Raw genomic sequence first — 25,544 nt, forward strand, 5'->3', positions numbered from 1 at the left:
GGTCCCGCACCGTCCCCGCCGCGCCCCGGCCGTCCCGCCTTTCCCATCTTTCCCGTCTCCTGGAGAACACCCCCGCATGACCACCGACGCCCCCTGGCTGATCGCCGGACTGGGCAACCCCGGCCCCTGGTTCCGGCTGACCCGGCACAACGCGGGCTTCCTGGCCGTGGACCGGCTGGCCGAGCGCCACGGCGCCCGGTTCCGCCGGCGCGGCCTCGCCACCCTGGTGGCCGAGATCGGTGTCGACGGCCACCGGGTGCTGCTGGCCAAGCCGCTGTGGTGGTCCATCAATCTGTCCGGGCGCCCGGTCGCCGGACTGCTGCGCCGTCACGGCGTCCCGGTCGAGCGGCTGGTGGTGGTGCAGGACGACCTGGACTTCCCGTTCGGCTCCGCCCGGCTCAAGCGCGGCGGCGGGCCCGGCGGCCACAACGGGGTCCGCTCGGTGGGCGAGGTGCTCGGCACCCGGGACTTCGTCCGGCTGCGGTTCGGCATCGGCCGGCCGCCGAAGGGGCAGAGCGTCGGAGACTTCGTGCTGAAGAAGTTCTCGGACGAGGAACTGGCCGCCATGCCGGGCGAGTTGGACCGCTGCGCGGATGCCCTGGAGACGCTGGTGCGGCGCGGCCTGAACCGCGCCCAGGACGCCCTGAACGCCCCCGCGGGGGCCTGAGGGGCCGGGGCCGAGGGGCCCCCGTTCCGCAGCCCGCGATACCCAGGTGCGGCGGGGCGTCCGCGCCTGCCACCATGACTCCCGTGACCATGCCTCGAAAGGCCGATGCCGCGTAGACGGCCGCGCGCCCTGCGCGCCGGACGACCGCTCCCCCACCCCTGGGGGCCCACCCCGCCATCGCGGATCCACGGGCTGTCCACCGGGGCGAGCCTGGCCGTGCACCGGGTCGAGCGCCTGAGCGGGAGCTCCTCCCCCCGCCACGCCTTCCTCCACCCAGGCGCCACCGACCGGGCGTTGCGGCGCTACCGCGAGTTCCTGCGGCCACCGGGCAGACGTCCGCTGTACCCGCGGGAGTCGCACTGCTCCTGCTCCGGGTGCTCCTTCGACGACGTCCGGCACGCGCGCGACGTGCTGGCGGAGACCCTGGAGAGACTGCCGCGACGGGCCCGGGCCGAACTCGGCCGACTGCTGAGGCCGTTGGACGAGGAGTTCGCGCGCCGCACCCTGCCTGACCCGTTCGCGCACCGGCGCCAGTGGCGCACCGAGTTCTGGTGGTACCGGCGGCTGGCCGACCGGTCGGAGTGGGGGTGAATCCCCGGCGTCCCCGGACCGGCCCCGGCACCGGACCGGCCTCAGCGCCGGACGGGCCGGGTGAGCAGCGCGGCCGCCGCCGCGACGGCGGCGAGGACGAACAACACCGTCCGCCCACCGGACGCGGCGCCCGCCAGGTGGACACCGAGGACGGACAGCGCCATGCCGAGCGCCGTACCGAGGCTGCGCGCCGTGTTCACCATGCCGCCGCCGACCGCCGAGCACTCCGCCGGTATCGCCCGCATCACCAGCGCGTTGTTGGCGGGCAGCAGCAGGCCCAGCCCGTAGCCGGCGACCAGCAGCGGGCCCGCCGCCGCGCCCGAGGCCGGCAGCAGGGCGAACAGCAGCAGTCCGGCGGCCGCGACCAGCGCGCCGAATCGGCACCTGGTCACGTCCGACCAGCCCCGGGGCAGCAGCCCGCCGCCGACCGTCGCGGCGAACGCGAACGCGGCGGGCAGCAGGGTGATCACCAGGCCCGCGCGGGCCGTCGACATTCCCGCGCCGGTGAGCAGCACCGGGCCCAGCACCAGCGGACAGAACAGCAGCAGGTAGCCGATCAGGGCGACCAGCAGGCCCGAGCGCACGCCCGGGGTGTTGACCAGTCCGGGAGCCAGGATCGGCCGGGTGGCCCGCCGTTCCTGGCGCACCAGGGCCAGGGTCAGGGCCGCGGAGGCGAGCAGCAGCACGGCCACCGCCCAGCCGGGCAGGGGCAGGCCGGAGGCGGTGGACAGGGCGAGCAGCAGCGCGGTGGTCGCCCCGGTGAGCAGCAGCATGCCGGGCAGGTCGAAGCGGGCGTCGTCCCGACGGGTCGGAGCCGGGGCCGGAGCCAGGGCCGGAGCCGGGACCGGGGCGCGCCTGCGGGGCGCGGGGACGGGCACCGGAGCGGAGGCCGGACCGTTCGCCGTCCGGGTGCGGGGCAGCAGGAACCAGCCGGCCAGGATGCCGAACACCGCGATCGGCACGTTGACCCAGAACACCCAGCGCCACGAGGCGTGTTCCACCAGCAGTCCGCCGAGGCTCGGCCCGAGCGCCAGGCCGAGGCCCTGGGCGGCGGCCTGGATGCCGAGCGCGCGCCGCATCGCGTGCTCCGGGACGCCGCGCGCGACCAGGGCGACGCTGTTGGCCTGCATCATCGCGGCGCCGACCGCCTGGACGGCGCGGCAGCCGACCAGCTCCCAGAGGCCGCCGGCGAATCCCGCGCCGAGCGAGGAGAGGCCGAAGACCGCGAAGCCGCCGATGTACATGGTCTTGCGGCCGACCAGGTCGGACAGCCAGCCGACCGGCGCCAGCAGGGCGACCAGGACCAGCAGGTAGGCGAGGGCGACCCACTCGACGGCGGCGAAGCTCGCGTCGAAGTGCCGGCCGAGGGCGGGGAAGACCAGGGCGATGACGCTGGCGTCGAGCTGGCCGAGGAAGGCGCCGAGGCAGACCGTGCCGACGGCCAGCCAGTGGGCGTGGGGCCAGCCGGCGATGCCGCGGGGCCGGGGCCGTTCGGTGAGCAGCCGCGAGGCAAGGGCGGTGGCGTTCATGCCACGAATATATCGGATACAGATATGTTCTTTCTACGAGCAGATCGCTCTGCGACATGATGCGTTCCACGGTGCGGACGGCACCCGACGGACGCCCGTGCCGGAGCCCCGGGCGACGGGCCCGAGCCTCGCGACAGAGCCGCGACACCGCGCGGGACCGGGGCCCGAACCGGCCGCCGAACCACCCCGCACCAGGAGATACGCTGTCCGCCATGCCGTCGTCACCACACGTTCCCGACCCCGCCAACGGAAGCCCCGACCCGGCGGTCGAGCAGGCCCGGCGGCTCACCGACACCGTCACCCGGCTGCGCCGCGCGCTGCGCAGCAGCATCCGCACCGACTACCCGTGGGAGTCCCTGCCGATGGCGCAGGTCGAACTCCTCCAGACCCTGGCCGCCGCACCGCTGCGGGTCGGCGAGCTGGCCGCGCGGCAGCGGCTCGCGCCCAACACCGTCAGCGGGCTGGTCGGAAAGCTGCTCGAAGCCGGGTTCGTGGACCGCCAGGCCGACCCCGGCGACCGCCGCACCGCCCGGATCGCCCTCACCCCGGCGGGACGGCGACAGCTGGACGACTGGCAGCACGCCCACGAGCGCCGGATCGCCGCCGCGCTCGGCACCCTCGCCCCGGCCGACCGCTCGGCGGTCATCGGCGCCCTGCCCGCGCTGGAGCAGCTCGCCCGCGCGCTGGCCCAGCCGGGCGCCGTGGGCGACGTCCCGCCCGGCGCCGTGGGCGAGGAGCGCCCGGCGAACGCAGGGGAAGGCCCGACCGCGGAGTAAACCGCTGGTGGCCGTGGTGCGCCCGGGGCTACCGTCCCCGGCATGACCACCGCGGACGTACGGATCGAGCCCTGGACGGACGACGACCTCGCGCTGCTGCGCCGGGTCAACACCCCGGAGATGAAGAAGCACGTCGGCGGGCCGGAGGGCGAGGAGCGGCTGCTCGTACGGCACCGGCGCTACCTGGACTTCGTCCCGTCCGGGCTCGGCTGCATGTACCGGATCGTGCTGCTGCCCGAGGAGGAGGCGGTCGGCACCGTCGGCTACGGCACCCCGACCTGGGAGGGGCAGACCGTCCACGAGATGGGGTGGAACGTGCTGCCCGGCTTCCAGGGCCGGGGCATCGCGGTCGCCGCCACCTGGGCGGCGGTCACGGCCGCCCGCCGCGAGGCCGCCCACCGCTACCTGCACGCGTTCCCCTCGGTGGACAACCCGGCCTCCAACGCGGTCTGCGCGAAGGCCGGGTTCACACTGCTCGGCGAGACCGACTTCGAGTTCCCGCCCGGGCGGATCATGCGCAGCCACAACTGGCGGGTGGACCTGCGGAGTTGAACACCCAGCGGGGCCGAGCTCCGGCAGTGGCTTGCGCCCGGCGGCGGCGACGGTCAGAACAGGGTGCCGCTCTCCAGGTCCAGCAACCAGCGCTTGCGGTCCACCCCGGCGGCGAAGCCGGTGAGCGCGCCACTGGCGCCCAGCACCCGGTGGCAGGGCCGCACGATCAGCAGCGGATTGGCGCCCACCGCGCCGCCGACCGCGCGGACCATGCGCGGCTCCTGCCCGGCCAGCTCGGCGAGTTCGCCGTAGGTGACGGTCGTGCCGTACGGGATCTCGTCCAGCGCGGCCCAGATCCTGCGGCGGAACTCGGTGCCCTCGGGCGCGAGCGGGAGGTCGAAGTCGGTGCGCTTGCCGGCGAAGTAGTCGGTCAGCTGCGCCACCGGCTCGGCGAGCGCCTCCGGGTCGGGGGTCCAGTCGTCGGCGGGCTCCGCCAGCGCGTACTTCTGGCCGGGCGCGGTGACGGTGGCCAGCGCGGCCGGGCCGCCGTCCTCGGGCAGCACCCCGCTGAGCAGCAGCCGCCCGAAGGGGCTCTCCATGGTGGTGTAGACGATGGTGCTCATGCTCGGTCGTTCTCCGTTCCGGTGCTGGTACTGGCGGTGCTGGTGGCGGGGCCGGCCGCGGCGCCGCTCACGGGGCCGGCCCACAACCGGTGGACGGCGTAGGAGCGCCACGGGGCCCAGGCCCCGGCGGCGCGGGCGGCGGACTTCGGGTCTCCCGGGGAGCCGAGGCGGAGCAGGCCGTGCTTGACACCCACGTCGCTCGGGAGGAAGACGTCGGGGTCGGCCAGCGCCCGCATCCGCAGGTAGCCGACCGTCCACGGGCCGATGCCGGGCAGGTCCAGCAGCCGGGCGGCGGCCTCCTCCCGGTCGACCCCGCTGTCGAGGCGGACCACGCCGTCGGCCAGCGCGGCGCACAGGCCGGTGAGCGCGCGGCGGCGGGCAGCGGGCATCGCGAAGTCCTCGGGATCGGCGGTGGCCAGGGCCGCCGCGGTCGGGAACAGCAGACGCAGGCCGCCGCTGGGCTCGGGCAGCGCGGCGCCGTACTTCTCGGCGAGCCGCCCCGCCAGGGTACGGGCGGCACCGACGGTGATCTGCTGGCCGAGCACGGCGCGGACGGCGAGCTCGTGCGGGTCCACATGGCCGGGCGAGCGCAGGCCGGGGCGCTCGCGGACCAGCGGGCCGAGCAGCGGGTCGGCGCCGAGCTGGTCGTCGACCGCGACCGGGTCGGCGTCCAGGTCGAAGAGGATGCGCAGCCGCTGGACGGCGGTCGGCAGGTCGCGCAGGTCGGTGAGCAGCAGCCGGCAGTCCAGCCAGCCGCGGGTGGGCGGCTGGCCCGGCGCCAGGCCGTCGACCTCGGCGATGCCGTGGCCGTACGGGAGCGCGAGGGTGCGCCGGTAGGTGCGCATGCCGGGGCGCGCACCGGGAACGACCTCCTCCACACCGGGGACGGCGCGCAGAGCGAGGAAGTCGATCAGGTGATCGCTGTCGAGGGCGCCCCGGTAGGCGAGGCGCAGGGTGAGGCCACCGGCCGGGGCCGCGGTGCGACGGCCGGCGGCGACCTCGGCGCGCAGGCCGCTGGGGGTGCGGTCGTAGACCTCGCGCACGGTGTCGTTGAACTGGCGGACGGAGGCGAAACCGGCCGCGAACGCGATCTCGGTGACGGGCAGTTCGGTGGTCTGCAGGAGCAGACGGGCGGTCTGCGCGCGGCGGGCACGGGCCAGCGCGATCGGGCCGGCGCCGAGCTCGGCGGTCAGCTGGCGCTGCAGCTGCCGGGAGCTGTAGCCGAGGTGGACGGCCAGGCCCGCGACGCCCTCGCGGTCCACCACGCCGTCGCCGATCAGGCGCATCGCCCGGCCGACCACGTCGGCGCGGTGGTTCCACTCGGGCGAGCCCGGCACGGAGTCGGGGCGGCAGCGGCGGCAGGCGCGGAACCCGGCCCCCTGAGCGGCTGCGGCGCTGGGGTAGAAGACGCAGTTGACGCGCTTGGGGGTCACAGCGGGGCAGCTCGGACGGCAGTAGATGCCGGTGGAGGTGACCGCCGTGAAGAAGACCCCGTCGAAGCGGGCGTCTCGGCTGTCCACGGCTCGGTACCGGATGTCGTCGTCGATCACGTTGTCCAGTCTGCGGCACTGGGCGGGGGGTGACTGGCGGGAATCGGACATCGCCGTTCCGGAGCCTCCCGGCGTCAATCCCGCGACACTTGGAAACGTGACCTCCCCCAGTAGCCGCCCTCACTCCGCTGAGCCCGCCGTGTCAGTCGAGATCCGGCGCTTCGGCGAGAACGATTCCGTGCGGGAACTCACCTCGCTACTGCATCGCGCGTACGCCGGTCACGCAGCCGCCGGCAGGGCCTTCTTCGCGTCGTACCAGTCCGTGCGGGACACAGCCGGCCGCATCGGAAGGGGCGAATGCTGGCTGGCCCTGGTCGGGACCGAGGTCATGGGAACCGTGACGGTAGCGGCCCCGTACACAGTGCCGGAAGGGTACCCGGCTCCAGCGGGAATGGGCTCGTTCTGGCAGCTGGCGGTGGATCCCGCGTACCAGGGGACGGGTCTCGGGCAACGGCTGTTGACCTTGGCGGAGGAGCGCATCACCGCCCTCGGAGCCACGAAGGTGGTCATCGACACGTCGACCGAGGCCGCCGAGCTGGTCGGCTGGTACCGCAGCAGGGGGTACGTGCCGGTCGGGACGTGGCGCTGGGACGTGACCAACTACGAGAGCGTGGTCCTGCTGAAGGACCTGGCCGTCTGAAGCGGCGGTGGCTCAGGCTGTAGGCCTCCTTCACCGGGAACCCTGTGGAGCATGAGTGGGCGCCGATCGACGGGCCGCGCCGCCCGAAAATCGCAGGCCCGCCGACCCGCCCCGCCGCTACCCTCGCCGGATGAACGAGCAGCAGCCCTACACCGGCACGGACGACCCGCGCGTCGCCGCCCTTCCGCCGGCCGAGTTCGCGTTCCCCGGCCCGTTGCGGGACCAGCTGGTCGCCGCGATCCTCGACGCCTCCAAGACCAGCACCACCGGCCTGGTCGCCGACTACGAGCACGAGAACGAGCCCCTGCCGCTGGTCGGCGAGCGGACGGCCGTCCTCGACTCGGACGGCCGCAGGGTCGCCGTGATCGAGACCACGGACGTCCAGGTGGTCCCGCTCGCCGACGTCGACCTCCAGCACGCCCTGGACGAGGGCGAGGGGTTCGCCAGCGTCGCCGAATGGCGAGCGGGGCACGAGCAGTTCTGGCGCAGTCCGGAGCTGCTCGAAGCCCTCGACGACCCGGGTTTCACCGTGGACGACACCACCCCGCTGGTCCTGCAGCGCTTCCGCCTGGTGGCCGACCTCCGCTGAGCCGGGCGGGCCCGGCGAAGGCCGGCCGGCGGCCGTTTCGCGGCGGCCGGCCGGAGCCGAGGTCAGCGCTTCACCGGACCTCCCGCGGCTCGCATCGACTTGTTGATCGTCTTCCACTTCTTCTGCCGCTCCTTGGCCACTCGGGCGTCCGTGCGCGAGGCGATCCAGTCGTTCTCGCGCTGGAGCTTGAGGTAGCTGTCCATCCGGCGCTGCGACAGGGTGCCGTCGGCCAGCGCCGCCTGCACCGCGCAGCCGGGCTCGGTGTGGTGGCCGCAGTCGTGGAAGCGGCACTCCTCGGCCAGCTCGGCTATGTCGGCGAAGGCCAGGTCCACGCCCTCGCCACCGTAGAGGCCGACCTCACGCAGCCCGGGGGTGTCGATCAGCACGCCCCCGCCGGGCAGCGGGATCAGCTCGCGGGTGGTCGTGGTGTGGCGGCCCTTCTGGTCGACCGAGCGGGCCTCCTGGACCGTCATCACGTCGATGCCGACCAGCGCGTTGGTGAGCGTGGACTTGCCGACGCCGGACTGGCCGATCACAGCGGTGGTGCCGGGGGTGCAGGCGCGCAGGACGTCCATGCCCTCGCCCGTCTCGGCGCTCACCACGAGCACCGGGACCCCGGGGGCGACCCCCTCGACGTCGGACCGGATGAAGTCGGCGTCGTCGACCAGGTCGGCCTTGGTGAGCACGACCAGTGGATCGGCGCCGGACTCCCAGGCCAGGGCGAGGAAGCGCTCGATCCGGCCGAGGTCGGGGTCGACCGCGAGGGAGGAGGCGATCAGCACCGTGTCGACGTTGGCGGCGAGCACCTGGCCGTCGGAGCGCTTGCCGGCCACCTTGCGGATGATCGCGGTGGAGCGCGGCAGCAGCGCGGCCATGGAGGCCATCGGCCGGGCGTGGAGGTCCACGGCCGCCCAGTCGCCCGTGCACGGGCAGTTGATCATGTCGGCGTCGCCCACCGACCGGGTGTCGAACCGGACGGTGCGCGGCTCGCCCGTCTCCGGGTCGGCGATCACGGCGTCGCACTGGCCGCGGTCGACCCGGACGATCCGGGCCGGGAGCAGCCCGGCCTCGCCGAACGGGACGAACAGCTCCGCGAGCTCGGCCGTCCAGCCGTAGCCGGTCAGCGCGCAGGCCCCGACGGAGGCGTCGGCGAAGGCGTCAGCGGAGGAGGAAGAAGAAGAGGACGAAGAAACGGAGGCAGCGTTGAACAACGCAGTGGCCCTTCGGGAGGAGATGGTCCCGGCGGGCTACGGCTGGCGCGAAGGGCTCAGCCGGCGGCCGGGAAGAGGAGGTGAACGCGAGTGCTGCCCTGGGCAGCTATCGGGGCGACAACGACCACGGGGTTCACCTCCTGCTCTCTACTCCTCGGGCGGCCCAATGGCCCCCGAACCGGACGAGTCACACGCTAGCGGAGCGGGGGATTGCGGCCAACCTATTTTCGACCTGCGGAAACGCGACTCGGGCGCCCCCAGCAGGACAGTGAGGGGCCAAAATTTGCCCGCACAAACGACCCATCGGCCGAGGCGTGCGCTACCCGCCGTAGCGGTGCCGGAGGTTCGGGTCGTCCAGCCACCACGGCCGCATCCCGGTCTCGTCCTCCTCCGGCAGCCCGGCCTCCCGCGCCTGCACGGCCGCCGCCTCGAAGCGGGCGTCCAGCTCGGCGTCCACCGCCCTGGTCTCCTCCCGCCCCTGTACCACCATCCGCCGCACCAGCGCGGCCAGGAACGGCAGCCCGACCAGGTCCCCCAGCACCCAGAACGCGTTGCCGCCCCAGGTCTGGTCCTGCGCCAGGCTCGGCCCCCACGGCCGCCCGAGCGCGACGTAGTAGTGCTCGGCGACCAGGTGCCCGCCGTAGATCAGCACGATCCCGAGGCCCGCGTCGAAGATCACCTCGGCGAAGGTGATGAACAGCCCCACCAGGTGCGGGTACTCGTGCCCGACCGGGTCCAGCTGCAGCCTCGGCCAGAAGTAGGCGAGGCCCAGCAGCACCAGCGCCAGGTGCAGCACGACGTTGCCGAGCCCGCTGGACACCGACCACTCGTACCAGGGCGTGAAGTAGAGCAGCCACGGCGGCGCCATCAGCAGCGCGGTGGAGACCGCCGGGAACATCAGCACCTTGGACGGGCGGCTGCGCAGCGCCCGCAGCAGGCGCTCCCGCCGGGCCGCCGGAGCCGCCTCGGCCAGCAGCGAGACCGGGGCGCCGAGCGCGAGCAGCAGCGGGACGACCATCAGCAGCAGCACGACCTGCACCGCCCGGTCGGTGAACAGGATCCGCTCGTACACGCCGAGGCCGGAGCAGGTGCACCAGATCCACAGCAGCAGCCCGCCGAGGAAGGCGGCGGTCCGGGTCGGCTGCCAGCGCCCGCCGCCCACGAACCCGCCACCCGAGGACTCACCGCCCGCGGACCCGCCACCGGAGCGGCCGTCGCCCGAGACCCCGCCACCGGAGGAGCCTCCGGCGCCCGCCCGGTTGACCCTGCGCACCGCCCCCAGGTACCAGACGGCGAGCAGCACCGACAGCGCCAGCACCACCGGTTCGGCCGTCCACGAGGTCGCCAGGTCGGACCACCGCCACGGCGGCGGCCCGCCGTAGGCGAGCACCGAGGCGGGGCCGCCCGCCGCACCGCCCGCCGCGCCGTCCACCGCTGCGTCCATCCGCCGGCTCACCTCACCCGTTCCGGAAGGCCCCGCCGACCGGAGGACCGACCGCCTGGACCCGCCGCCGGGACCGCCCCGGCGCCCGGCCATGATGTCCCCGCGCGACGGCCCCGCCGCACCCGGGCCCCGCCTCTATACCCGGGCCTGAACAACGCTTTACCCAACCCCAACAAAGCTTTGCCCAGGCAAAGTTCTGCCCCACGGCCGCTCCTCCTCGCAACCGCGCCGAAGACACAAACGTCTGGAAGGATGCACCGGCGGCGAGACCCCGCCGTGGTCGACAAGGGGATGACACGAGGTGCGAAGCACTGCACGCGGCGAGGGCCGCCGACTGGCGACGCGCCACCGCAACATCGAACTGGGCCTGGTGGCCTTCGCGGTGGCCGTCTGTCTGGCGGGACACATCGACGCCGATCTGGCGCTGACCGGAAAGCTGCCGCCCGGCCTGCTGGTGCACGGCCTGTCGCTGGGCGCGCTGGCCGGGGCGGCCCACCTGGCGGTGCGCCGGTTCGCGCCGTACGCCGACCCGCTGATCCTGCCGCTGGGCGTCTTCCTGACCGGCTTCGGGCTGGTCCTGCTGGACCGGCTGGACTTCAGCTACAAGCTCGCGCACGCCGCCAAGGGCGACTACCAGAAGCTCCCGGCCGCGCCCTCCCAGCTGATGTGGGTGTTCATCTCGGTGGCGGCGGCACTCGCGCTGATCGTCCTGGTCAAGCACCACCGCTTCTTCCAGCGGTACGTCTACCTGATGATGGCGGGCGCGCTGGTCCTGCTGACCGCGCCGATCTTCTCGCCGACCGACAGCTTCGGCGCCAAGCGGTGGATCAAGCTCCCCGGGCTGCCCTCCTTCGAGCCGGACGAGTTCGTGAAGGTCGCGATCACGATCTTCTTCGCGGGCTATCTGATGGCCCACCGGGACGCCCTGGCGCTGGCCGGGCGGAAGGTCTGGGGGATGACCCTGCCGCGCGGCCGGCACGCCGGTCCGGTGCTGGCGATCTGGGCGGTCAGCCTGCTGGTGCTGATCTTCGAGCGCGACCTGGGCACCTCGCTGATCTTCTTCGGCCTCTTCATCGTGATGCTGTACGTGGCGACCGAGCGCACCAGCTGGGTGGTGCTCGGGTTGCTGATGGCGGTCGGCGGCGCGGCGGTGGTCGGCACCGTGGAGCCCCACGTGCACGGCCGCGTCGAGGCCTGGCTGCACCCGCTCGACTACTACAAGCCGGTGCACGACCAGGCGATCTCCGAACAGCCGGCCGAAGCGCTGTTCAGCCTGGGCACCGGGCACCTGACCGGGACCGGCCTGGGCTCCGGACGACCCTGGCTGATCGGCTTCGCCGGGCGCAGCGACTTCATCTTCACCACCATCGGCGAGGAGCTGGGCCTGGCCGGGGTGACCGCGATCCTGCTGGTCTACGTGCTGCTGATCCAGCGTGGCCTGCGCACCGCGGTCGGCCTGACCGACCCGTTCGGCAAGCTGCTGGCCACCGGGCTGTCGGCGGCGCTGGCGCTGCAGGTGTTCGTGGTGGTCGGCGGGGTGAGCGGGCTGGTCCCGCTGACCGGCAAGGCGCTGCCGTTCCTGGCGGCCGGCGGTTCGTCGCTGCTGGCGAACTGGCTGACGGTGGGGCTGCTGATCAAGCTGAGCGACTCCTCCGGGCGCACCGCCCTGGACCCGGCCCAGCCCTCCCCCGAACCACTCCCGGCTCAGACCCAGGCCCAGGCCCACCCGGTCGACGGGCCCGCGCCCGCCGGGCCGTCGGTGAACAGCCCGACCCTGCCGGGCCCGTACGACCCGTCGGCACCGGACCGAACGGCACCGGCCCCAACGGCACCGGACCCGACGACCCCGCACACGTCAGCTCCACACCCGCCGGCTCCGTACCCGTCAACTCCGTACCCGACGGCGGCGGACCCGACGGCCCGGACCGAGCTGCGCCCCTCCTACGGCTTCGGCGACCCCCCGAACCCGGCGACCCCCTGAGGGCCCGCCGCCCCACCACACAGGGACAGGGCCTCCCCCGCACCCGCGGAGGAGGCCCTGTCCCTGTGTGTCGTGCGTTCCCGTCGTCCGTCCTACCGCTGTTCCCACGGCGGCCGGGGCGGCCTCGGCGGGTACCCCGGCACCTGCTGCCCGGACGGGCCGGGCGGCGGTCCCAGCGGCGACCCCGGGGGCGGCCCCGCCTGCGCCACCGGCCCCGCCCCGGAACCAGGACCGGGACCCGGCCCCGACCCGGCCCCGCTCCCCGGCCCCGACCCCGGCCCCGGTGGCGCCCCGCCCGGCCGGTCGCTGTCCGGCGGCGGCGGCGCGGGCCGGTGGTGCGGCCCGCCCCGGGCCGTGAGCCGCCCGCGCACGTTGTCGGCGGCCAGCACGTCGGCCCACCGCTCCGGGTACTCGGAGGGCACGTCGACGTCCTCGCCCTCGTCCTCGCCCCACTCCTCCTCGACGCCCTCCGCGAGCCCGAGTTCGCGGGCGCGCCGGGCCCGCTCGCCGGCCCGCCGGGCGGCGACCTCGCGGATCACGGCGGCGGCCGCCTCCTCCTGGGCCCGCTCGTTCTCGGCGCGCGCGTCGGCGGTCTCCAGGGTGGGCCAGCGGCGGTCTATCGCGGCGTTCATCGCGGCGCCGATGAGGACCGCGAGCGCCACCACGAAGATCCACAGCAGCACGGCCACCGGCGCCGCCAGCGAGCCGTACGCCGAGGGCGAGGAGCCCTCGACCGCCCTGACCAGGTAGATCCGCAGGCCGACGCTGCAGAACACCAGCACCACCAGGGCGACCAGGGCGCCGGGGATGTCCTCGCGCCACGGGGTCGAGACCGGGACGGCCAGGTGGTACAGGGTGGTCAGCGAGACGATCAGCAGCACGATCGCGACCGGCCCGTAGAGGGTGTCGACCAGTCCGGCGATGCCCGGCACGGCGTTCTCCACCAGTCCGGGCCCGGCCATCAGCAGCGGCAGCACCAGCGAGCCGATCACCAGGGCGCCGAGGTAGAGGCCGAGCGACATCAGCCGGGTCTTGACGATGCCCCGCTTGCCGTCGAGCCCGTACATGACGGTGATGGTGTCGATGAAGATGTAGAGCGCCCTGGAGCCGGACCACAGGGACAGCAGGAAGCCCAGCGAGATGATGTCGGGCCGGGTGGTGCCGAACACCTGGTTCAGCAGCGGGACCACGATCTCCTCGACGGAGGTGTTCGACAGCACCTTCCCGGAGGCCGAGATGATGTCGTGCTTGAGCCCGTCGATGGTGCTCGCCTCGACGAAGGAGTCGAGGTAGCCGAGGGTGCCGGCCAGGCCGAGCAGCAGCGGCGGGATGGACAGCAGGGTGAAGAAGGCCGCCTCCGCGGCGAGGCCGGTGACCCGGTACTCGACGCAGGTGTTGGTGGTGTCCTTCACCAGCTCCCACGCCGTGCGGTGCCAGGTGGCCTGTCTGGCCGCGCGCCGGGAGCCCTTGCCCCGGCGTCGGGAGGGCCGCTCGGCGTTCGGTCTGCTCGTATCGCCTGCTGCTTGCACAGGGCCAACCGTATCGGGCCGGGGCCGCGCGGTTGATCTCCCCGGGTACGGGCGCGTGCGCGGGCGTTCCGGCGGGGAGCGGCGGGAACTCTCATTCATCCCACATGACGGAACGTCAGCGTCCATTATTCGGATGTTAGTGGACCGCGAGTCCCGCGCCGTGCGAATCTCTTGCCATGCCTAGCGCCGGAACCACCCTAGTAGGTCGACTCCACGTCGATCTCCTTCGCGTGTCCAGCGCCATCTGTCCGGTGATCTGAGCTCCCACCTCCGCCGCACCACCGCATCCGGCGTCGACCCCCCGCCATCCCCGCCGCCGTGGATGCGCAGGCGCCCGCCGGCCTCGGCCACTGCCCGCCATGCCTTGAGAAATCCGCAGGTCAGAGCAGCACCGCACGGCCGAGCACGCCCCGCGATCCCTCCGGCACCAGCGCCACCTGCCCAGAAGGACTTCACCATGGCCACCTCCCCCGAGACCGTCGAGCCCCCGGCCGACCGCGCCGCCGAGCGCCGCCCCGCGGCGGCCCGCAAGGTGACCCGCCACCGCGGCGAGGGCCAGTGGGGCATGGGCCACCACACCCCCTTGAACGCCAACGAGCAGTTCAAGAAGGACGACGACGGTCTCAATGTGCGGACACGTATTGAGACGATCTACGCGCACCGGGGCTTCGACTCGATCGACCCCGCCGACCTGCGCGGCCGGATGCGCTGGTGGGGCCTCTACACCCAGCGCAAGGAGGGCATCGACGGCGGCAAGACCGCGATCCTGGACCCGCACGAGCTGGACGCCGAGTTCTTCATGCTCCGGGTGCGCATCGACGGCGGCCGGCTGACGGTCCCCCAACTGCGCACGATCGCCGAGGTGTCCGAGCAGTACGCGCGCGGCACCGCCGATCTGACGGACCGCCAGAACATCCAGTACCACTGGATCCGGATCGAGGACGTCCCGGCGATCTGGCAGAAGCTGGAGGCCGTCGGCCTGTCCACCACCGAGGCCTGCGGCGACACCCCGCGCGTCATCCTCGGCTCCCCGGTGGCCGGCATCGCCGAGGACGAGATCATCGACGGCACCCCGGCCATCGAGGAGATCCAGCGCCGCTTCATCGGCAACAAGGACTTCTCCAACCTGCCGCGCAAGTTCAAGAGCGCCGTCTCCGGCTCCCCGCTGCTGGACGTCGCGCACGAGATCAACGACATCGCCTTCGTCGGCGTGGAGCACCCCGAGCACGGCCCCGGCTTCGACCTGTGGGTCGGCGGCGGCCTGTCCACCAACCCCAAGCTCGGCGTGCGCCTGGGCGCCTGGGTCCCGCTGGAGCAGGTGCCCGACGTCTTCGGCGGCGTGATCGGCATCTTCCGCGACTACGGCTACCGGCGCCTGCGCAACCGCGCCCGGCTGAAGTTCCTGGTCGCCGACTGGGGCCCGGAGAAGTTCCGCCGGGTGCTGGAGGAGGAGTACCTCGGGCACGGGCTGGTCGACGGCCCCGCGCCGGCCGAGCCCGCCGGCCGCTGGCGCGACCACGTCGGCGTCCACCGGCAGAAGGACGGCAACCACTACATCGGCTTCGCGCCGCGCGTCGGCCGGGTCGACGGCAAGCTGCTCGGACAGATCGCCGACCTCGCCGCCGCCCACGGCAGCGACCGGGTGCGCACCACCGCCGAGCAGAAGATGCTCATCCTCGACATCGCCGAGGACAAGGTCGACTCGGTGGTGGCCGGCCTGGAGGCGCTCGACCTGCGGGTCACCCCCTCGCCGTTCCGCCGCGGCACCATGGCCTGCACCGGCATCGAGTACTGCAAGCTCGCCATCGTCGAGACCAAGGAGCGCGGCCGCACCCTCATCGACGAGCTGGAGCAGCGCCTGCCGGACTTCGCCGAGCCGCTGACCATCAACATCAACGGCTGCCCGAACGCCTGCGCCCGCATCCAGGTCGCCGACATCGGCCTCAAGGGCCAGCTGGTCACCGACGAGCACGGCAACCAGGTCGAGGGCTACCAGGTGCACCTCGGCGGCGCGCTCGGCCTGGAGGCCGGATTCGGCCGCAAGGTCCGCGGTCTCAAGGTCACCAGCGAGGGCCTGCCCGACTACGTCGAGCGTGTGCTGACCCGCTACCAGGCCGACCGCACCGAGGGCGAGCGCTTCGCCCAGTGGGCGGCCCGGGCGAACGAGGAGCAGCTGTCGTGAGCGAGCGCGCCGCACCGTTCTTCTGCCCGTACTGCGGGGACGAGGACCTGCGGCCCTCCGAGGCCGGACACGGCGCCTGGGAGTGCCACGGCTGCCGCCGCGCCTTCCAGCTGAAGTTCCTCGGCCTGCTGTCACCGACCAACCACGGGGGTACGTCACATGAGCAGCACCGCGACTGACCACGAGTCGATCGCGCGGAAGGCCGGGCTCGAACTGGAGGAGGCCTCCGCCCAGGAGGTCCTCCGGTGGGCCGCCGACACCTTCGGCGCGCGGTTCTGCGTCACCTCCTCGATGGAGGACGCGGTGGTGGCGCACCTGGCGTCCTCGGTGTTCCCGGGGGTGGACGTGGTGTTCCTGGACACCGGCTACCACTTCCCGGAGACCATCGGCACGCGGGACGCGGTGGCCGCGACCATGCCGGTCAACGTCATCACGCTCACCCCGCTGAAGAGCGTCGCCGAGCAGGACGCCGAGCACGGCCCGCGGCTGCACGACCGCGACCCGGACCTGTGCTGCTCACTGCGCAAGGTCGAGCCGCTGAACCGGGGCCTGGCCGGCTACGACGCCTGGGCGACCGGGCTGCGCCGCGACGAGTCGCCGAGCCGGGCGAACACCCCGGTGGTGTCCTGGGACCCGAAGCGCCGCAAGGTCAAGATCGCGCCGATCGCCCGCTGGACGCAGGATGATGTGGACGCGTACGTCGCGGCCCACGGCGTGCTGCTCAACCCGCTGCTGTGGGAGGGGTACACCTCGATCGGCTGCTCCCCGCTGTCCTGCACCCGCAAGCCCGCCGAGGGCGAGGACGCCCGGGCCGGGCGCTGGTCAGGCTCCGGCAAGATCGAGTGCGGCATCCACCTCTGACCACCCCGCCCGCCACTGACCACCCCGCCTGCCACTGACCACCCCGACCAGACCTGACGAACCGTCCACCACTGCGTAAGGAAGATCCCGTGACAGTTCACACCCCGGCCGCCGACGGAGCCGCAGAGGCGGCCCCCACAGCCGCCCCCTGCGAGCGCGGCGCCACCGTGTGGCTGACCGGGCTGCCCAGCGCGGGCAAGACCACGCTGGCCTTCGCCCTGGCCGAGCGGCTGCGCGGCGAGGGCCACCGGGTCGAGGTGCTCGACGGCGACGAGATCCGCGAGTTCCTCTCCAAGGGCCTCGGCTTCTCCCGCGAGGACCGCCACACCAACGTCACCCGGATCGGCTTCGTCGCCGAGAAGCTGGCCGCCAACGGCGTCAAGGTGCTGGCCCCGGTGATCGCCCCGTTCGCGGACTCCCGCGCCGCGGTGCGCGAGCGGCACGCCGCGAACGGCACGGAGTTCCTGGAGGTGCACGTCGCCACCCCGGTCGAGCTGTGCTCCGAACGCGACGTCAAGGGCCTGTACGCCAAGCAGGCCGCCGGGGAGATCTCCGGCCTGACCGGTGTGGACGACCCGTACGAGGCGCCGGAGAACCCGGAGCTGCGGGTCCAGACGCAGGGCCGCGAGGTGGCCGACTCCGCCGCCGAGCTGCACGCCTTCCTGACCGAGAGGGGTCTGGCATGACGACCACCACGACCGACAGTCCGGTCCGCACCGACGGCCACCAGGATTCGGAGAGGCCCTTCGCGCTGTCCCACCTGGACGCGCTGGAAGCCGAGTCGGTGCACGTCTTCCGCGAGGTCGCGGGGGAGTTCGAACGCCCGGTGATCCTCTTCTCCGGCGGCAAGGACTCCATCGTCATGCTGCACCTGGCGCTCAAGGCCTTCGCGCCCGCCGCCATCCCCTTCTCCCTCCTGCACGTCGACACCGGGCACAACTTCCCCGAGGTCATCGACTACCGCGACCGCGTCGCCGCCCGGCACCACCTGCGCCTGCACGTCGCCCACGTCCAGGACTTCATCGACCGCGGCGTCCTGCGCGAACGCCCGGACGGCACCCGCAACCCCCTGCAGACCGTGCCACTGCTCGACGCCATCGAGAAGAACCGCTTCGACGCCGTCTTCGGCGGCGGCCGCCGCGACGAGGAGAAGGCCCGCGCCAAGGAACGCGTCTTCTCCCTGCGCGACGAGTTCGGCGCCTGGGACCCCCGCCGCCAGCGCCCCGAACTGTGGTCCCTCTACAACGGCCGCCACGCCGCCGGCGAACACGTACGCGTCTTCCCGCTGTCCAACTGGACCGAACTGGACGTCTGGCAGTACATCGAACGCGAGGGCATCGAGCTCCCCGAGATCTACTACGCCCACGAACGCGACGTCTTCTCCCGCGACGGCATGTGGCTGACCGCCGGCGACTGGGGCGGCCCCAAGGACAGCGAGCCGGTCGAGCGGCGGCTGATCCGCTACCGCACCGTCGGCGACATGTCCTGCACCGGCGCCGTCGACTCCGACGCCACCACCATCGAAGCCGTCATCACCGAGATCGCCGCCAGCCGCCTCACCGAACGCGGCGCCACCCGCGCCGACGACAAGCTCTCCGAGGCCGCGATGGAAGACCGCAAGCGCGAGGGGTACTTCTAACCATGACCAGCACCACCCGGGTCGGCATCTCCCAGACCGGCACCGCCACCTCGCTGCTGCGCTTCGCCACCGCCGGCTCCGTCGACGACGGCAAGTCCACCCTCGTCGGACGCCTGCTCCACGACTCCAAGTCGGTACTCGCCGACCAGCTGGAGGCCGTCGAGCACGCCTCCCGCAGCCGCGGCCAGGAGGCACCCGACCTCGCCCTGCTCACCGACGGCCTGCGCGCCGAACGCGAACAGGGCATCACCATCGACGTGGCCTACCGCTACTTCGCCACCCCCCGGCGCCGCTTCATCCTCGCCGACACCCCCGGCCACGTGCAGTACACCCGCAACATGGTCACCGGCGCCTCCACCGCCGAACTCGCCGTCGTCCTCGTCGACGCCCGCAACGGCGTCGTCGAACAGACCCGCCGCCACGCCGCCGTCGCCGCGCTCCTGCGCGTCCCCCACGTCGTCCTGGCCGTCAACAAGATGGACCTGGTCGACTACGCGGAGCCCGTCTTCGCCGCCATCGCCGCCGAGTTCACCGCCTACGCCGCCTCCCTCGGCATCAAGGACGTCCTGGCCGTCCCGATCTCCGCCCTCGCCGGGGACAACGTCGTCGAACCCTCCGCGCACATGGACTGGTACGGCGGCCCGACCCTGCTGGAACACCTGGAAACGGTCCCGGTCGGCAACGACCCGAGCGCCGAACCGGCCCGCTTCCCCGTCCAGTACGTCATCCGCCCCCAGACCGAGGAACACCCCGACTACCGCGGCTACGCCGGCCAGCTGGCCTCCGGCGTCCTGCGCGTCGGCGACACCGTCACCGTGCTGCCCTCCGGCCACACCACCACCGTCACCGCGATCGACGCGCTCGGCCGCCACAGCGACATCGCCTGGGCACCCCAGTCCGTGACCCTCCGCCTCGCCGACGACATCGACATCTCCCGCGGCGACCTCATCGCCGCCGGCCCGGCCCCCGTCCCCACCAAGGACATCCAGGCCACCGTCAGCCACCTCAACGAACGACCCCTGCGCGCCGGGGACAAGGTCCTGCTCAAGCACACCACCCGCACGGTCCGCGCACTGGTCAAGGAGATCTCCTACCGCATCGACATCGACACCCTCGAACAGCGTTCCGGCGCCGAGGGGTTGAACGTCAACGACATCGGCCACGTGGTGCTGCGCACCGCCGAGCCGCTGGCCCTCGACGACTACGGCGACAACCGCCGCACCGGCTCGTTCCTGCTGATCGACCCGGCCGACGGCACCACCCTCACCGCCGGGATGGCGGGCGAGGCCTTCGACACCGTACGCACCGACGACGCCCCCGGCGCGTCCGAAGAGGAGGACTGGGTCTGATGCCCCGCGAGGCGTTCTCGGGCATGGACAAGGAAGGCGGCCGCATCGGCAGCGGCGTCCTCGGCAGCGGCCAGGGCGGCCTGACCCGATGTGTGGGCCGACAGGGCTGAGAACGCCCTGTCACCGGGCCGGCCCGTTCACGGCCGCCCGGCTTGCCCCGGCACACCGCTGCCGCGCGCACCACCTTCCGCACCTTCCGCCCGGGACCGCCTCCCTGCGGTCCGTCCGCGAACAGGACTCACCATGGCACCGAACCCCGCCCCCTCGCATACCCCCGTCCGCCCGAACGCCGGACGGATCAGACGCTCCGCCGCCGCGGCGGCCGCCGGTCTGACCGCGGTGGCCCTGCTGTCGGCCTGCGGCTACGGGTCCCAGTCGGACGACAAGTCCTCCGACACCAAGGCCAACGCCTCGGCCACCGCCGGGGATTCCGGCGCGAAGCTGTCCGCCGACACGGTGAAGATCGGCTACTTCGCCAACCTGACCCACGGCACCCCGCTGGTCGGCCTCCAGGAGGGCATCTTCCAGAAGGAGCTGGGCGCCACCCAGGTCAAGACCCAGGTCTTCAACGCGGGCCCGGCCGAGATCGAGGCGCTCAACGCCGGCTCCATCGACATCGGCTGGATCGGCCCCTCCCCCGCGATCAACGGCTACACCAAGTCCAACGGCGAGTCGCTGAAGATCATCGGCGGTTCGGCCTCCGGCGGCGTCAAGCTGGTGGCCAACCCGGACAAGATCTCCTCGCTGGACGACCTCAAGGGCAAGAAGATCGCCACCCCCCAGCTGGGCAACACCCAGGACGTGGCGCTGCTCAACTACCTCGCGGGCAAGGGCTACAAGGTCGACGCGGCGAGCGGCGCGGGCGACGTCTCGGTGGTGCGCACCGACAACAAGGTCACCCCCGACGCCTACCGGCAGGGCTCCATCGACGGCGCCTGGGTGCCCGAGCCCACCGCCTCCAAGCTGGTCACGCTCGGCGCGAAGGTCCTGCTCAACGAGAAGGACGTCTGGCCGGACAAGAAGTTCGTGATCACCAACATCATCGTCTCGCAGAAGTTCCTCAAGGAACACCCGGACGTGGTGGAGGCCGTGCTGCGCGGCTCGGTGAAGACCAACGCCTTCATCAAGGCCAACTCCGACAAGGCCAAGGCCGACGCGAACGAGGCGATCAAGAAGGAGGCCGGCAACTCCCTGGAGCCGGCCATCCTCGACCCGGCCTGGGCCGACATCGACTTCCTGGACGACCCGCTGGCGAACACCCTCCAGGCCGAGGCCGACCACGCCGTCACCGCCGGGCTCCTCAAGAAGCCCAGCCTGAACGGCATCTACGACCTCACCCTGTTGAACAAGGTCCTCGCCGCCCAGGGCCAGCCCGCCGTCGCGGACGCCGGACTCGGCGCCAAGTAGCGCCCGCGGTACCGCCGTTCGTCCCGACTCCGCGGTCCGGCCCCGCCCCGCCCGGTCGATCCCCGATCGATGCCCACCGGAGGGGCGGGCCCGGACCCCGGCCCCGCCCTCGACGCCCGACGCAGACCACTCACGCAGGAGGTGCCCGGATGACCCCGGCACTGACCACCTCGGCAGACACCCCCGCCACAAGCCCCGACGACGCCGCGCCCGCCGTCCGGATATCGCACGTGCACAAGTCCTTCGGCCGCCCCGGCGCCCAGACCCACGTCCTGGACGACATCACCCTCGACGTCGCCCCCGGCGAGTTCGTCACCCTCCTCGGCGCCTCCGGCTGCGGCAAGTCCACCCTGCTCAACCTGGTCGCCGGCCTCGACCGGCCGACCGGCGGCACCATCGAGGTGCCCGGCGGCCGCCCCGCGCTGATGTTCCAGGAACACGCCCTGTTCCCCTGGCTCACCGCCGGACGCAACATCGAACTCGCCCTCAAGTTCGCCGGCGTCCCCCGCCCCGAGCGCCGCGCCGAGGCCGAGCGGCTGCTCGAACTCGTCCGGCTGGGCGGCGCCAACGACAAGCGGGTCCACGAGCTGTCCGGCGGCATGCGCCAGCGCGTCGCGATGGCCCGGGCCCTCGCCCAGGGCAGCAAGGTCCTGCTCATGGACGAGCCCTTCGCCGCCCTCGACGCCATCACCCGCGACGTGCTGCACGACGAGATCACCCGGATCTGGGCCGAACGGCAGCTGACCGTCCTGTTCGTCACCCACAACGTCCGCGAGGCCGTGCGCCTCGCCCAGCGCGTCGTCCTGCTCTCCTCCCGCCCCGGCCGGGTCGCCCGCGAGTGGCACATCGACCTGCCCCAGCCCCGCCGCATCGAGTCGTCCGGCGTCGCCGACCTGTCCATCGAGATCACCGAAGAACTTCGGGGGGAGATCCGTCGCCATGTCCAGCACTGACACCACGCTCACCAAGCCCGCCGACGGCACCAAGGGCGCCGACGGCGACACCGCCTCCGTCGGCGCCGGCCTCGACGCCCTGGACGCCGTCACCGCGCAGCGCGGCTCGTTCGGCGAGGCCCTGCGGACCAAGGCGCTGCCGCCGCTGATCGGCGTCCTGGTGGTGCTCGCGCTGTGGCAGGGCGCCTACAGCCTGCACGTCACCTCGTCCTACAAGCTGCCCAGCCCGGCCGACGTGTGGCAGTCCGCCGAGGACCTCTGGTACAAGGGCACCCTCTTCTCCATCATCTGGACCAGCGTCTGGCGCGGCCTGTCCGGCTTCCTGCTCGCCGTCGTCATCGGCACCCCGATCGGCCTGGTCGTCGCCCAGGTCAGACCGGTGCGCACCGCCATCGGCCCGGTCCTCCAGGGCCTCCAGTCGCTGCCCTCGGTCGCCTGGGTGCCCGCCGCCGTCATCTGGCTCGGCATCAACGACTCGATGATGTACGCCGTCATCCTGCTCGGCGCCGTCCCCTCCATCGCCAACGGCCTGGTCGCGGGCATCGACCAGGTGCCCCCGCTGTTCCTGCGCGCCGGGCGCACCCTCGGCGCCACCGGCCTCAAGGGCGCCCGCCACGTCCTGATCCCCGCCGCCCTGCCCGGCTACCTGGCCGGCCTCAAGCAGGGCTGGGCCTTCTCCTGGCGCTCCCTGATGGCCGCCGAACTCGTCGCCTCCTCCCCCGACCTCGGCCGGGGCCTGGGCCGGTTCCTGGAGGACCAGCGCGAGTTCTCCGACATGTCCGGCGTGCTGCTCGGCATCATCCTGATCCTCTTCGTCGGCATCGCCATCGAGCTGCTGGTCTTCACCCCGGTCGAGCGCCGGGTGCTGCGCAACCGCGGTCTGCTGGCCGCGAGCAAGTAAGGAACCGCCGATGCCCGCCCTCCTCCTGATCGCCCACGGCAGCCGCGACCCGCGCCACGCCGCGACGGTGGCCGCGCTCGTGGAGGAGGTGCGGGCGCGACGCCCCGGCACCGAGGTCGCCACCGCCTACCTGGACCACTGCGCCCCGCGCATCCCCCAGGTGGTCGGACGGCTCGGGGACGCGGTGGCGGTGCCGCTGCTGCTCAACCGGGCCTTCCACGCCAAGCACGACATACCCGCCGCGCTGCGGGCCGCCGGCTCCCGGCTGCCCCTCGCCGACGTGCTCGGCCCCTCGCCGCTGCTGCTCGCCGCCCTGGACCGGCGGCTCGCCGAGGCCGGGCTCGACCTCTCCTCCCCCGCCGTCCGGGCCCGCACCGGCGTGGTGCTCGCGGCGGCCGGCTCCTCCGACCCGGCCGCCGACGCCGCCACCCGGGCGGTGGCCGCCGAGTGGCGCCGCACCCGCGGCTGGGCCGCCGTCGAGGTCGCCTACGCCTCCGCCGCGGGCCCTCGGGTGCCCGACGCCCTCGCCGCCCTCCGGTCGGCCGGCGCCGAACACACCGCCGTCGCCCCCTACCTGCTGGCCCCGGGGCTGCTGCCGGACCGCATCGCGGCCGCCGCCGAGGGCGCCGACACGGTCGCGGACGTCCTCGGCCCGGCCCCCGAGATCGCGGCCCTCCTGCTGGAGCGCCACGACGACGCCGTCCGCGCCGCGGAGGCCGCCCCGGCCCTCACCGCCTGAGCCCTCAGGACGCCTTGAGCTGCTGGGCGCCCGGAACGCCGACGGGCCCGCACCTCCCTGCTGCCAGGGTGGTGCGGGCCCGTCGAAGGCCGGAAACGGCGATCAGTCGAACTTGCGGCGCTGGCGGCCCGAGCCGTAGTTGGAGCCGGACTTGCTGCCACTGCCGGGCTTGGCACGGCCGGCGGAGCGGCCGATGAAGCCCGCCGCCTGCGGGCGGTCGCCGTTCTGCGCGGCGGCGCCCATCCGCTGCTTGGGGCGGGGGCGGCGCGGGTTGCCGTTCATGTCGACGTCGGTGGGCAGCCCGGAGCGCTTGCCGGACCGGCGGCGCGGGGCACCGGACTTGGCGGGCTTGTCGGCACCGGCACCGGCCGCGGCGGCGGCCTGCTCGGCGGTGACCGGCACGGCCAGCGTCACCGGGACGCCGCTCGGGGTGCGGGCGCCGGTGATCCGGGCCAGGTCCGCGTCGCCCGGGCGGATCTTGGTGACGGTCGGGCGGATGCCGGCCACCGTCATCAGGCGGTTGACCTCGCGGCGCTGCTCGGGCAGCACCAGGGTGACGACCGTGCCGGACTCGCCGGCCCGGGCGGTGCGGCCGCCGCGGTGCAGGTAGTCCTTGTGGTCGACCGGCGGGTCGACGTTGACGACCAGGTCCAGGCCGTCGATGTGGATGCCGCGCGCGGCGACGTTGGTGGCGATCAGCGCGGTGACGTGGCCGTCCCGGAACTGGTCGAGGACCCGGTTGCGCTGCGGCTGGGACTTGCCGCCGTGCAGGGCGGCGGCCTTCACGCCGTTGGCGAGCAGCTGCTTGGCCAGCCGGTCGGCGCCGTGCTTGGTGTGCACGAACATGATCACGCGGCCTTCGCGGGAGGCGATGTGCGCGGTGGCGGAGGCCTTGTCGGTCGGGTCCAGCTGGAGGACGTGGTGGTCCATGGTGGTGACCGCGCCGGCCGAGGGGTCGACCGAGTGGGTCACCGGGTCGGTCAGGAAGCGCTTGACCAGCCGGTCGACGTTGCGGTCCAGGGTGGCGGAGAACAGCATCCGCTGCCCGCCCTCGGCGACCTGCTCCAGCAGCTTGCTGACCTGCGGCAGGAAGCCCATGTCGGCCATCTGGTCGGCCTCGTCGAGGACCGTGATCGCGACATCGGAGAGGTTGACGTCACCGCGCCCGATCAGGTCGTCCAGCCGGCCCGGGGTGGCCACCAGGACCTCGGCGCCGCGGCGGACCGCGTTGGCCTGCCGGTTGATCGACATGCCGCCGACGACGGTGGTGATCCGCAGGTTGACGGCGGTCGCGTACGGGGTCAGCGCGTCGGTGACCTGCTGGGCCAGCTCACGGGTGGGCACCAGGACGAGCGCCAGCGGGTGCCGGGCGTCGGCGCGGCGCCCGGCGGTGCGGGCGAGCAGCGGCAGGCCGAAGGCCAGGGTCTTGCCGGATCCGGTGCGGCCGCGGCCGAGGACGTCGCGCCCGGCGATCGAGTCGGGCAGCGTGGCGGCCTGGATCGGGAACGGCTCGGTGACGCCCTCACGGCCGAGCGCGGAGAGGATCCCCTTGGGGAGCTCCAGCTCGGCGAAGGAAGCCGCCGGGGGCCGGGGCGGGGTGCCCTGGACCACGGTGAAGTCGGTGGCCTCGGGAACGGCGGCGGGGCGGTTCTGCCTGGGGGCGCCGGCGCGGCCCCGGGGCTTGCGCGCGCGGTCGCCGCCCGCGGTGCGGCCGGACTGGCCGTCGCGGCGGGACTGGTCGGTGTTGCGGGAGCCGCGGTCGCGCGGCGGGCGGGCAGGGGTGGTCACGGGATCTCCATCCGTCGGTCAGCAGCCCGCGCTGCGGGCTGGTCGGCCGTCGGAAAGGAGTGCGCCGCCCCGGCCGTACGGCGGCATGAGCGGGGGCCCGCAC

25 protein-coding genes are annotated in these 25,544 nt (G+C 73.5%); 18 read left to right on the forward strand and 7 right to left on the reverse strand.

Annotated elements, in window-relative coordinates; all coding sequences use genetic code 11:
* Nucleotides 1-76: 76 nt before the first annotated feature.
* Entirely contained in the window at nt 77-667 is a 591-nt protein-coding gene (pth, locus tag ACFRAR_RS33870) for an aminoacyl-tRNA hydrolase (protein WP_380703324.1), read from the forward strand.
* Nucleotides 668-772: 105 nt separating this feature from the next.
* Entirely contained in the window at nt 773-1,258 is a 486-nt protein-coding gene (locus ACFRAR_RS33875) for a hypothetical protein (protein ID WP_380703326.1), read from the forward strand.
* 41 nt (nt 1,259-1,299) lie between these two features.
* Here ACFRAR_RS33875 and ACFRAR_RS33880 read toward each other — a convergent pair whose 3' ends face one another.
* Entirely contained in the window at nt 1,300-2,787 is a 1,488-nt protein-coding gene (locus tag ACFRAR_RS33880) for an MFS transporter (protein WP_380703328.1), read from the reverse strand.
* A 212-nt stretch (nt 2,788-2,999) separates the two neighbouring features.
* Between ACFRAR_RS33880 and ACFRAR_RS33885 the strand changes: the two genes are divergently transcribed.
* Together ACFRAR_RS33885 and ACFRAR_RS33890 are read left to right on the forward strand one after the other, a co-directional pair.
* The gene (locus tag ACFRAR_RS33885) at nt 3,000-3,563 is read left to right on the forward strand and encodes a MarR family winged helix-turn-helix transcriptional regulator (protein WP_380703330.1); all 564 of its coding nucleotides are present in this window, start codon (nt 3,000-3,002) and stop codon (nt 3,561-3,563) included.
* 42 nt (nt 3,564-3,605) lie between these two features.
* Complete coding sequence (locus tag ACFRAR_RS33890) at nt 3,606-4,115, forward strand: GNAT family N-acetyltransferase (protein ID WP_380703332.1); 510 nt, start codon at nt 3,606-3,608, stop codon at nt 4,113-4,115.
* Nucleotides 4,116-4,168: 53 nt separating this feature from the next.
* Here ACFRAR_RS33890 and ACFRAR_RS33895 read toward each other — a convergent pair whose 3' ends face one another.
* A complete protein-coding gene (locus tag ACFRAR_RS33895; protein ID WP_380703334.1) occupies nt 4,169-4,678 on the reverse strand; it encodes a methylated-DNA--[protein]-cysteine S-methyltransferase in 510 nt (169 codons plus the stop codon).
* On the reverse strand, nt 4,675-6,279 hold the full coding sequence (locus tag ACFRAR_RS33900; protein WP_380703336.1) for a DNA-3-methyladenine glycosylase 2 family protein: 1,605 nt from the start codon (nt 6,277-6,279) through the stop codon (nt 4,675-4,677). The genes ACFRAR_RS33895 and ACFRAR_RS33900 overlap by 4 nt, the downstream gene beginning before the upstream one ends.
* 88 nt (nt 6,280-6,367) lie before the next feature.
* On the opposite strand from ACFRAR_RS33900, the gene ACFRAR_RS33905 reads away from it, so the two are divergent.
* Nucleotides 6,368-6,868 carry a GNAT family N-acetyltransferase gene (locus ACFRAR_RS33905; protein ID WP_380703338.1) on the forward strand — a complete coding sequence of 167 codons (501 nt, stop codon included), beginning with the start codon at nt 6,368-6,370 and terminating at the stop codon, nt 6,866-6,868.
* Nucleotides 6,869-6,998: 130 nt separating this feature from the next.
* Nucleotides 6,999-7,457 (forward strand): ASCH domain-containing protein, encoded by a 459-nt coding sequence (locus ACFRAR_RS33910; RefSeq protein WP_380703340.1) that lies wholly within the window; start codon nt 6,999-7,001, stop codon nt 7,455-7,457.
* 62 nt (nt 7,458-7,519) lie between these two features.
* Here the strand turns inward: ACFRAR_RS33910 and rsgA are convergent, their stop codons facing one another.
* Nucleotides 7,520-8,668: a ribosome small subunit-dependent GTPase A gene (gene rsgA / locus ACFRAR_RS33915; RefSeq protein ID WP_380703342.1), complete on the reverse strand. Its 1,149-nt coding sequence runs from the start codon at nt 8,666-8,668 to the stop codon at nt 7,520-7,522.
* 319 nt (nt 8,669-8,987) lie between these two features.
* Complete coding sequence (locus ACFRAR_RS33920) at nt 8,988-10,112, reverse strand: cytochrome c oxidase assembly protein (protein ID WP_380703344.1); 1,125 nt, start codon at nt 10,110-10,112, stop codon at nt 8,988-8,990.
* A 301-nt stretch (nt 10,113-10,413) separates the two neighbouring features.
* On the opposite strand from ACFRAR_RS33920, the gene ACFRAR_RS33925 reads away from it, so the two are divergent.
* The gene (locus ACFRAR_RS33925; RefSeq protein ID WP_380703346.1) at nt 10,414-12,093 is read left to right on the forward strand and encodes an FtsW/RodA/SpoVE family cell cycle protein; all 1,680 of its coding nucleotides are present in this window, start codon (nt 10,414-10,416) and stop codon (nt 12,091-12,093) included.
* Between the two features lie 92 nt (nt 12,094-12,185).
* Here the strand turns inward: ACFRAR_RS33925 and ACFRAR_RS33930 are convergent, their stop codons facing one another.
* The gene (locus ACFRAR_RS33930) at nt 12,186-13,622 is read right to left on the reverse strand and encodes a YihY/virulence factor BrkB family protein (protein ID WP_380703348.1); all 1,437 of its coding nucleotides are present in this window, start codon (nt 13,620-13,622) and stop codon (nt 12,186-12,188) included.
* 176 nt (nt 13,623-13,798) lie between these two features.
* On the opposite strand from ACFRAR_RS33930, the gene ACFRAR_RS33935 reads away from it, so the two are divergent.
* The 11 genes from ACFRAR_RS33935 (at nt 13,799) to ACFRAR_RS33985 (ending at nt 23,653) form a co-directional block, all read left to right on the forward strand.
* The gene (locus ACFRAR_RS33935) at nt 13,799-13,882 is read left to right on the forward strand and encodes a putative leader peptide (RefSeq protein WP_329492070.1); all 84 of its coding nucleotides are present in this window, start codon (nt 13,799-13,801) and stop codon (nt 13,880-13,882) included.
* A gap of 197 nt (nt 13,883-14,079) precedes the next feature.
* Nucleotides 14,080-15,804 (forward strand): nitrite/sulfite reductase, encoded by a 1,725-nt coding sequence (locus tag ACFRAR_RS33940; protein WP_380703350.1) that lies wholly within the window; start codon nt 14,080-14,082, stop codon nt 15,802-15,804.
* On the forward strand, nt 15,801-15,983 hold the full coding sequence (locus tag ACFRAR_RS33945) for a hypothetical protein (RefSeq protein ID WP_030060859.1): 183 nt from the start codon (nt 15,801-15,803) through the stop codon (nt 15,981-15,983). The genes ACFRAR_RS33940 and ACFRAR_RS33945 overlap by 4 nt, the downstream gene beginning before the upstream one ends.
* The gene (locus tag ACFRAR_RS33950) at nt 15,964-16,665 is read left to right on the forward strand and encodes a phosphoadenylyl-sulfate reductase (protein WP_380703352.1); all 702 of its coding nucleotides are present in this window, start codon (nt 15,964-15,966) and stop codon (nt 16,663-16,665) included. Before ACFRAR_RS33945 ends, ACFRAR_RS33950 begins: the two co-directional genes overlap by 20 nt.
* An 89-nt stretch (nt 16,666-16,754) precedes the next feature.
* Nucleotides 16,755-17,351, forward strand: coding sequence for an adenylyl-sulfate kinase (gene cysC / locus ACFRAR_RS33955; protein ID WP_380703354.1), 597 nt, complete (start codon nt 16,755-16,757; stop codon nt 17,349-17,351).
* Complete coding sequence (cysD, locus tag ACFRAR_RS33960) at nt 17,348-18,304, forward strand: sulfate adenylyltransferase subunit CysD (protein WP_380703356.1); 957 nt, start codon at nt 17,348-17,350, stop codon at nt 18,302-18,304. The genes cysC and cysD overlap by 4 nt, the downstream gene beginning before the upstream one ends.
* A gap of 2 nt (nt 18,305-18,306) precedes the next feature.
* On the forward strand, nt 18,307-19,653 hold the full coding sequence (locus tag ACFRAR_RS33965) for a sulfate adenylyltransferase subunit 1 (protein ID WP_380703358.1): 1,347 nt from the start codon (nt 18,307-18,309) through the stop codon (nt 19,651-19,653).
* A gap of 243 nt (nt 19,654-19,896) precedes the next feature.
* Nucleotides 19,897-21,060: an aliphatic sulfonate ABC transporter substrate-binding protein gene (locus ACFRAR_RS33970; RefSeq protein ID WP_380703360.1), complete on the forward strand. Its 1,164-nt coding sequence runs from the start codon at nt 19,897-19,899 to the stop codon at nt 21,058-21,060.
* 149 nt (nt 21,061-21,209) lie between these two features.
* Nucleotides 21,210-22,013 carry an ABC transporter ATP-binding protein gene (locus tag ACFRAR_RS33975; protein WP_380703362.1) on the forward strand — a complete coding sequence of 268 codons (804 nt, stop codon included), beginning with the start codon at nt 21,210-21,212 and terminating at the stop codon, nt 22,011-22,013.
* Nucleotides 22,000-22,914 carry an ABC transporter permease gene (locus ACFRAR_RS33980; RefSeq protein ID WP_380703364.1) on the forward strand — a complete coding sequence of 305 codons (915 nt, stop codon included), beginning with the start codon at nt 22,000-22,002 and terminating at the stop codon, nt 22,912-22,914. Before ACFRAR_RS33975 ends, ACFRAR_RS33980 begins: the two co-directional genes overlap by 14 nt.
* A gap of 10 nt (nt 22,915-22,924) precedes the next feature.
* Nucleotides 22,925-23,653, forward strand: coding sequence for a sirohydrochlorin chelatase (locus ACFRAR_RS33985; protein WP_380703366.1), 729 nt, complete (start codon nt 22,925-22,927; stop codon nt 23,651-23,653).
* Nucleotides 23,654-23,755: 102 nt separating this feature from the next.
* Here ACFRAR_RS33985 and ACFRAR_RS33990 read toward each other — a convergent pair whose 3' ends face one another.
* On the reverse strand, nt 23,756-25,441 hold the full coding sequence (locus ACFRAR_RS33990) for a DEAD/DEAH box helicase (RefSeq protein ID WP_380703368.1): 1,686 nt from the start codon (nt 25,439-25,441) through the stop codon (nt 23,756-23,758).
* Nucleotides 25,442-25,544: the final 103 nt, after the last annotated feature.

It is taken from the genome of Kitasatospora sp. NPDC056651 (assembly GCF_042792155.1).
Lineage (GTDB): Bacteria > Actinomycetota > Actinomycetes > Streptomycetales > Streptomycetaceae > Kitasatospora.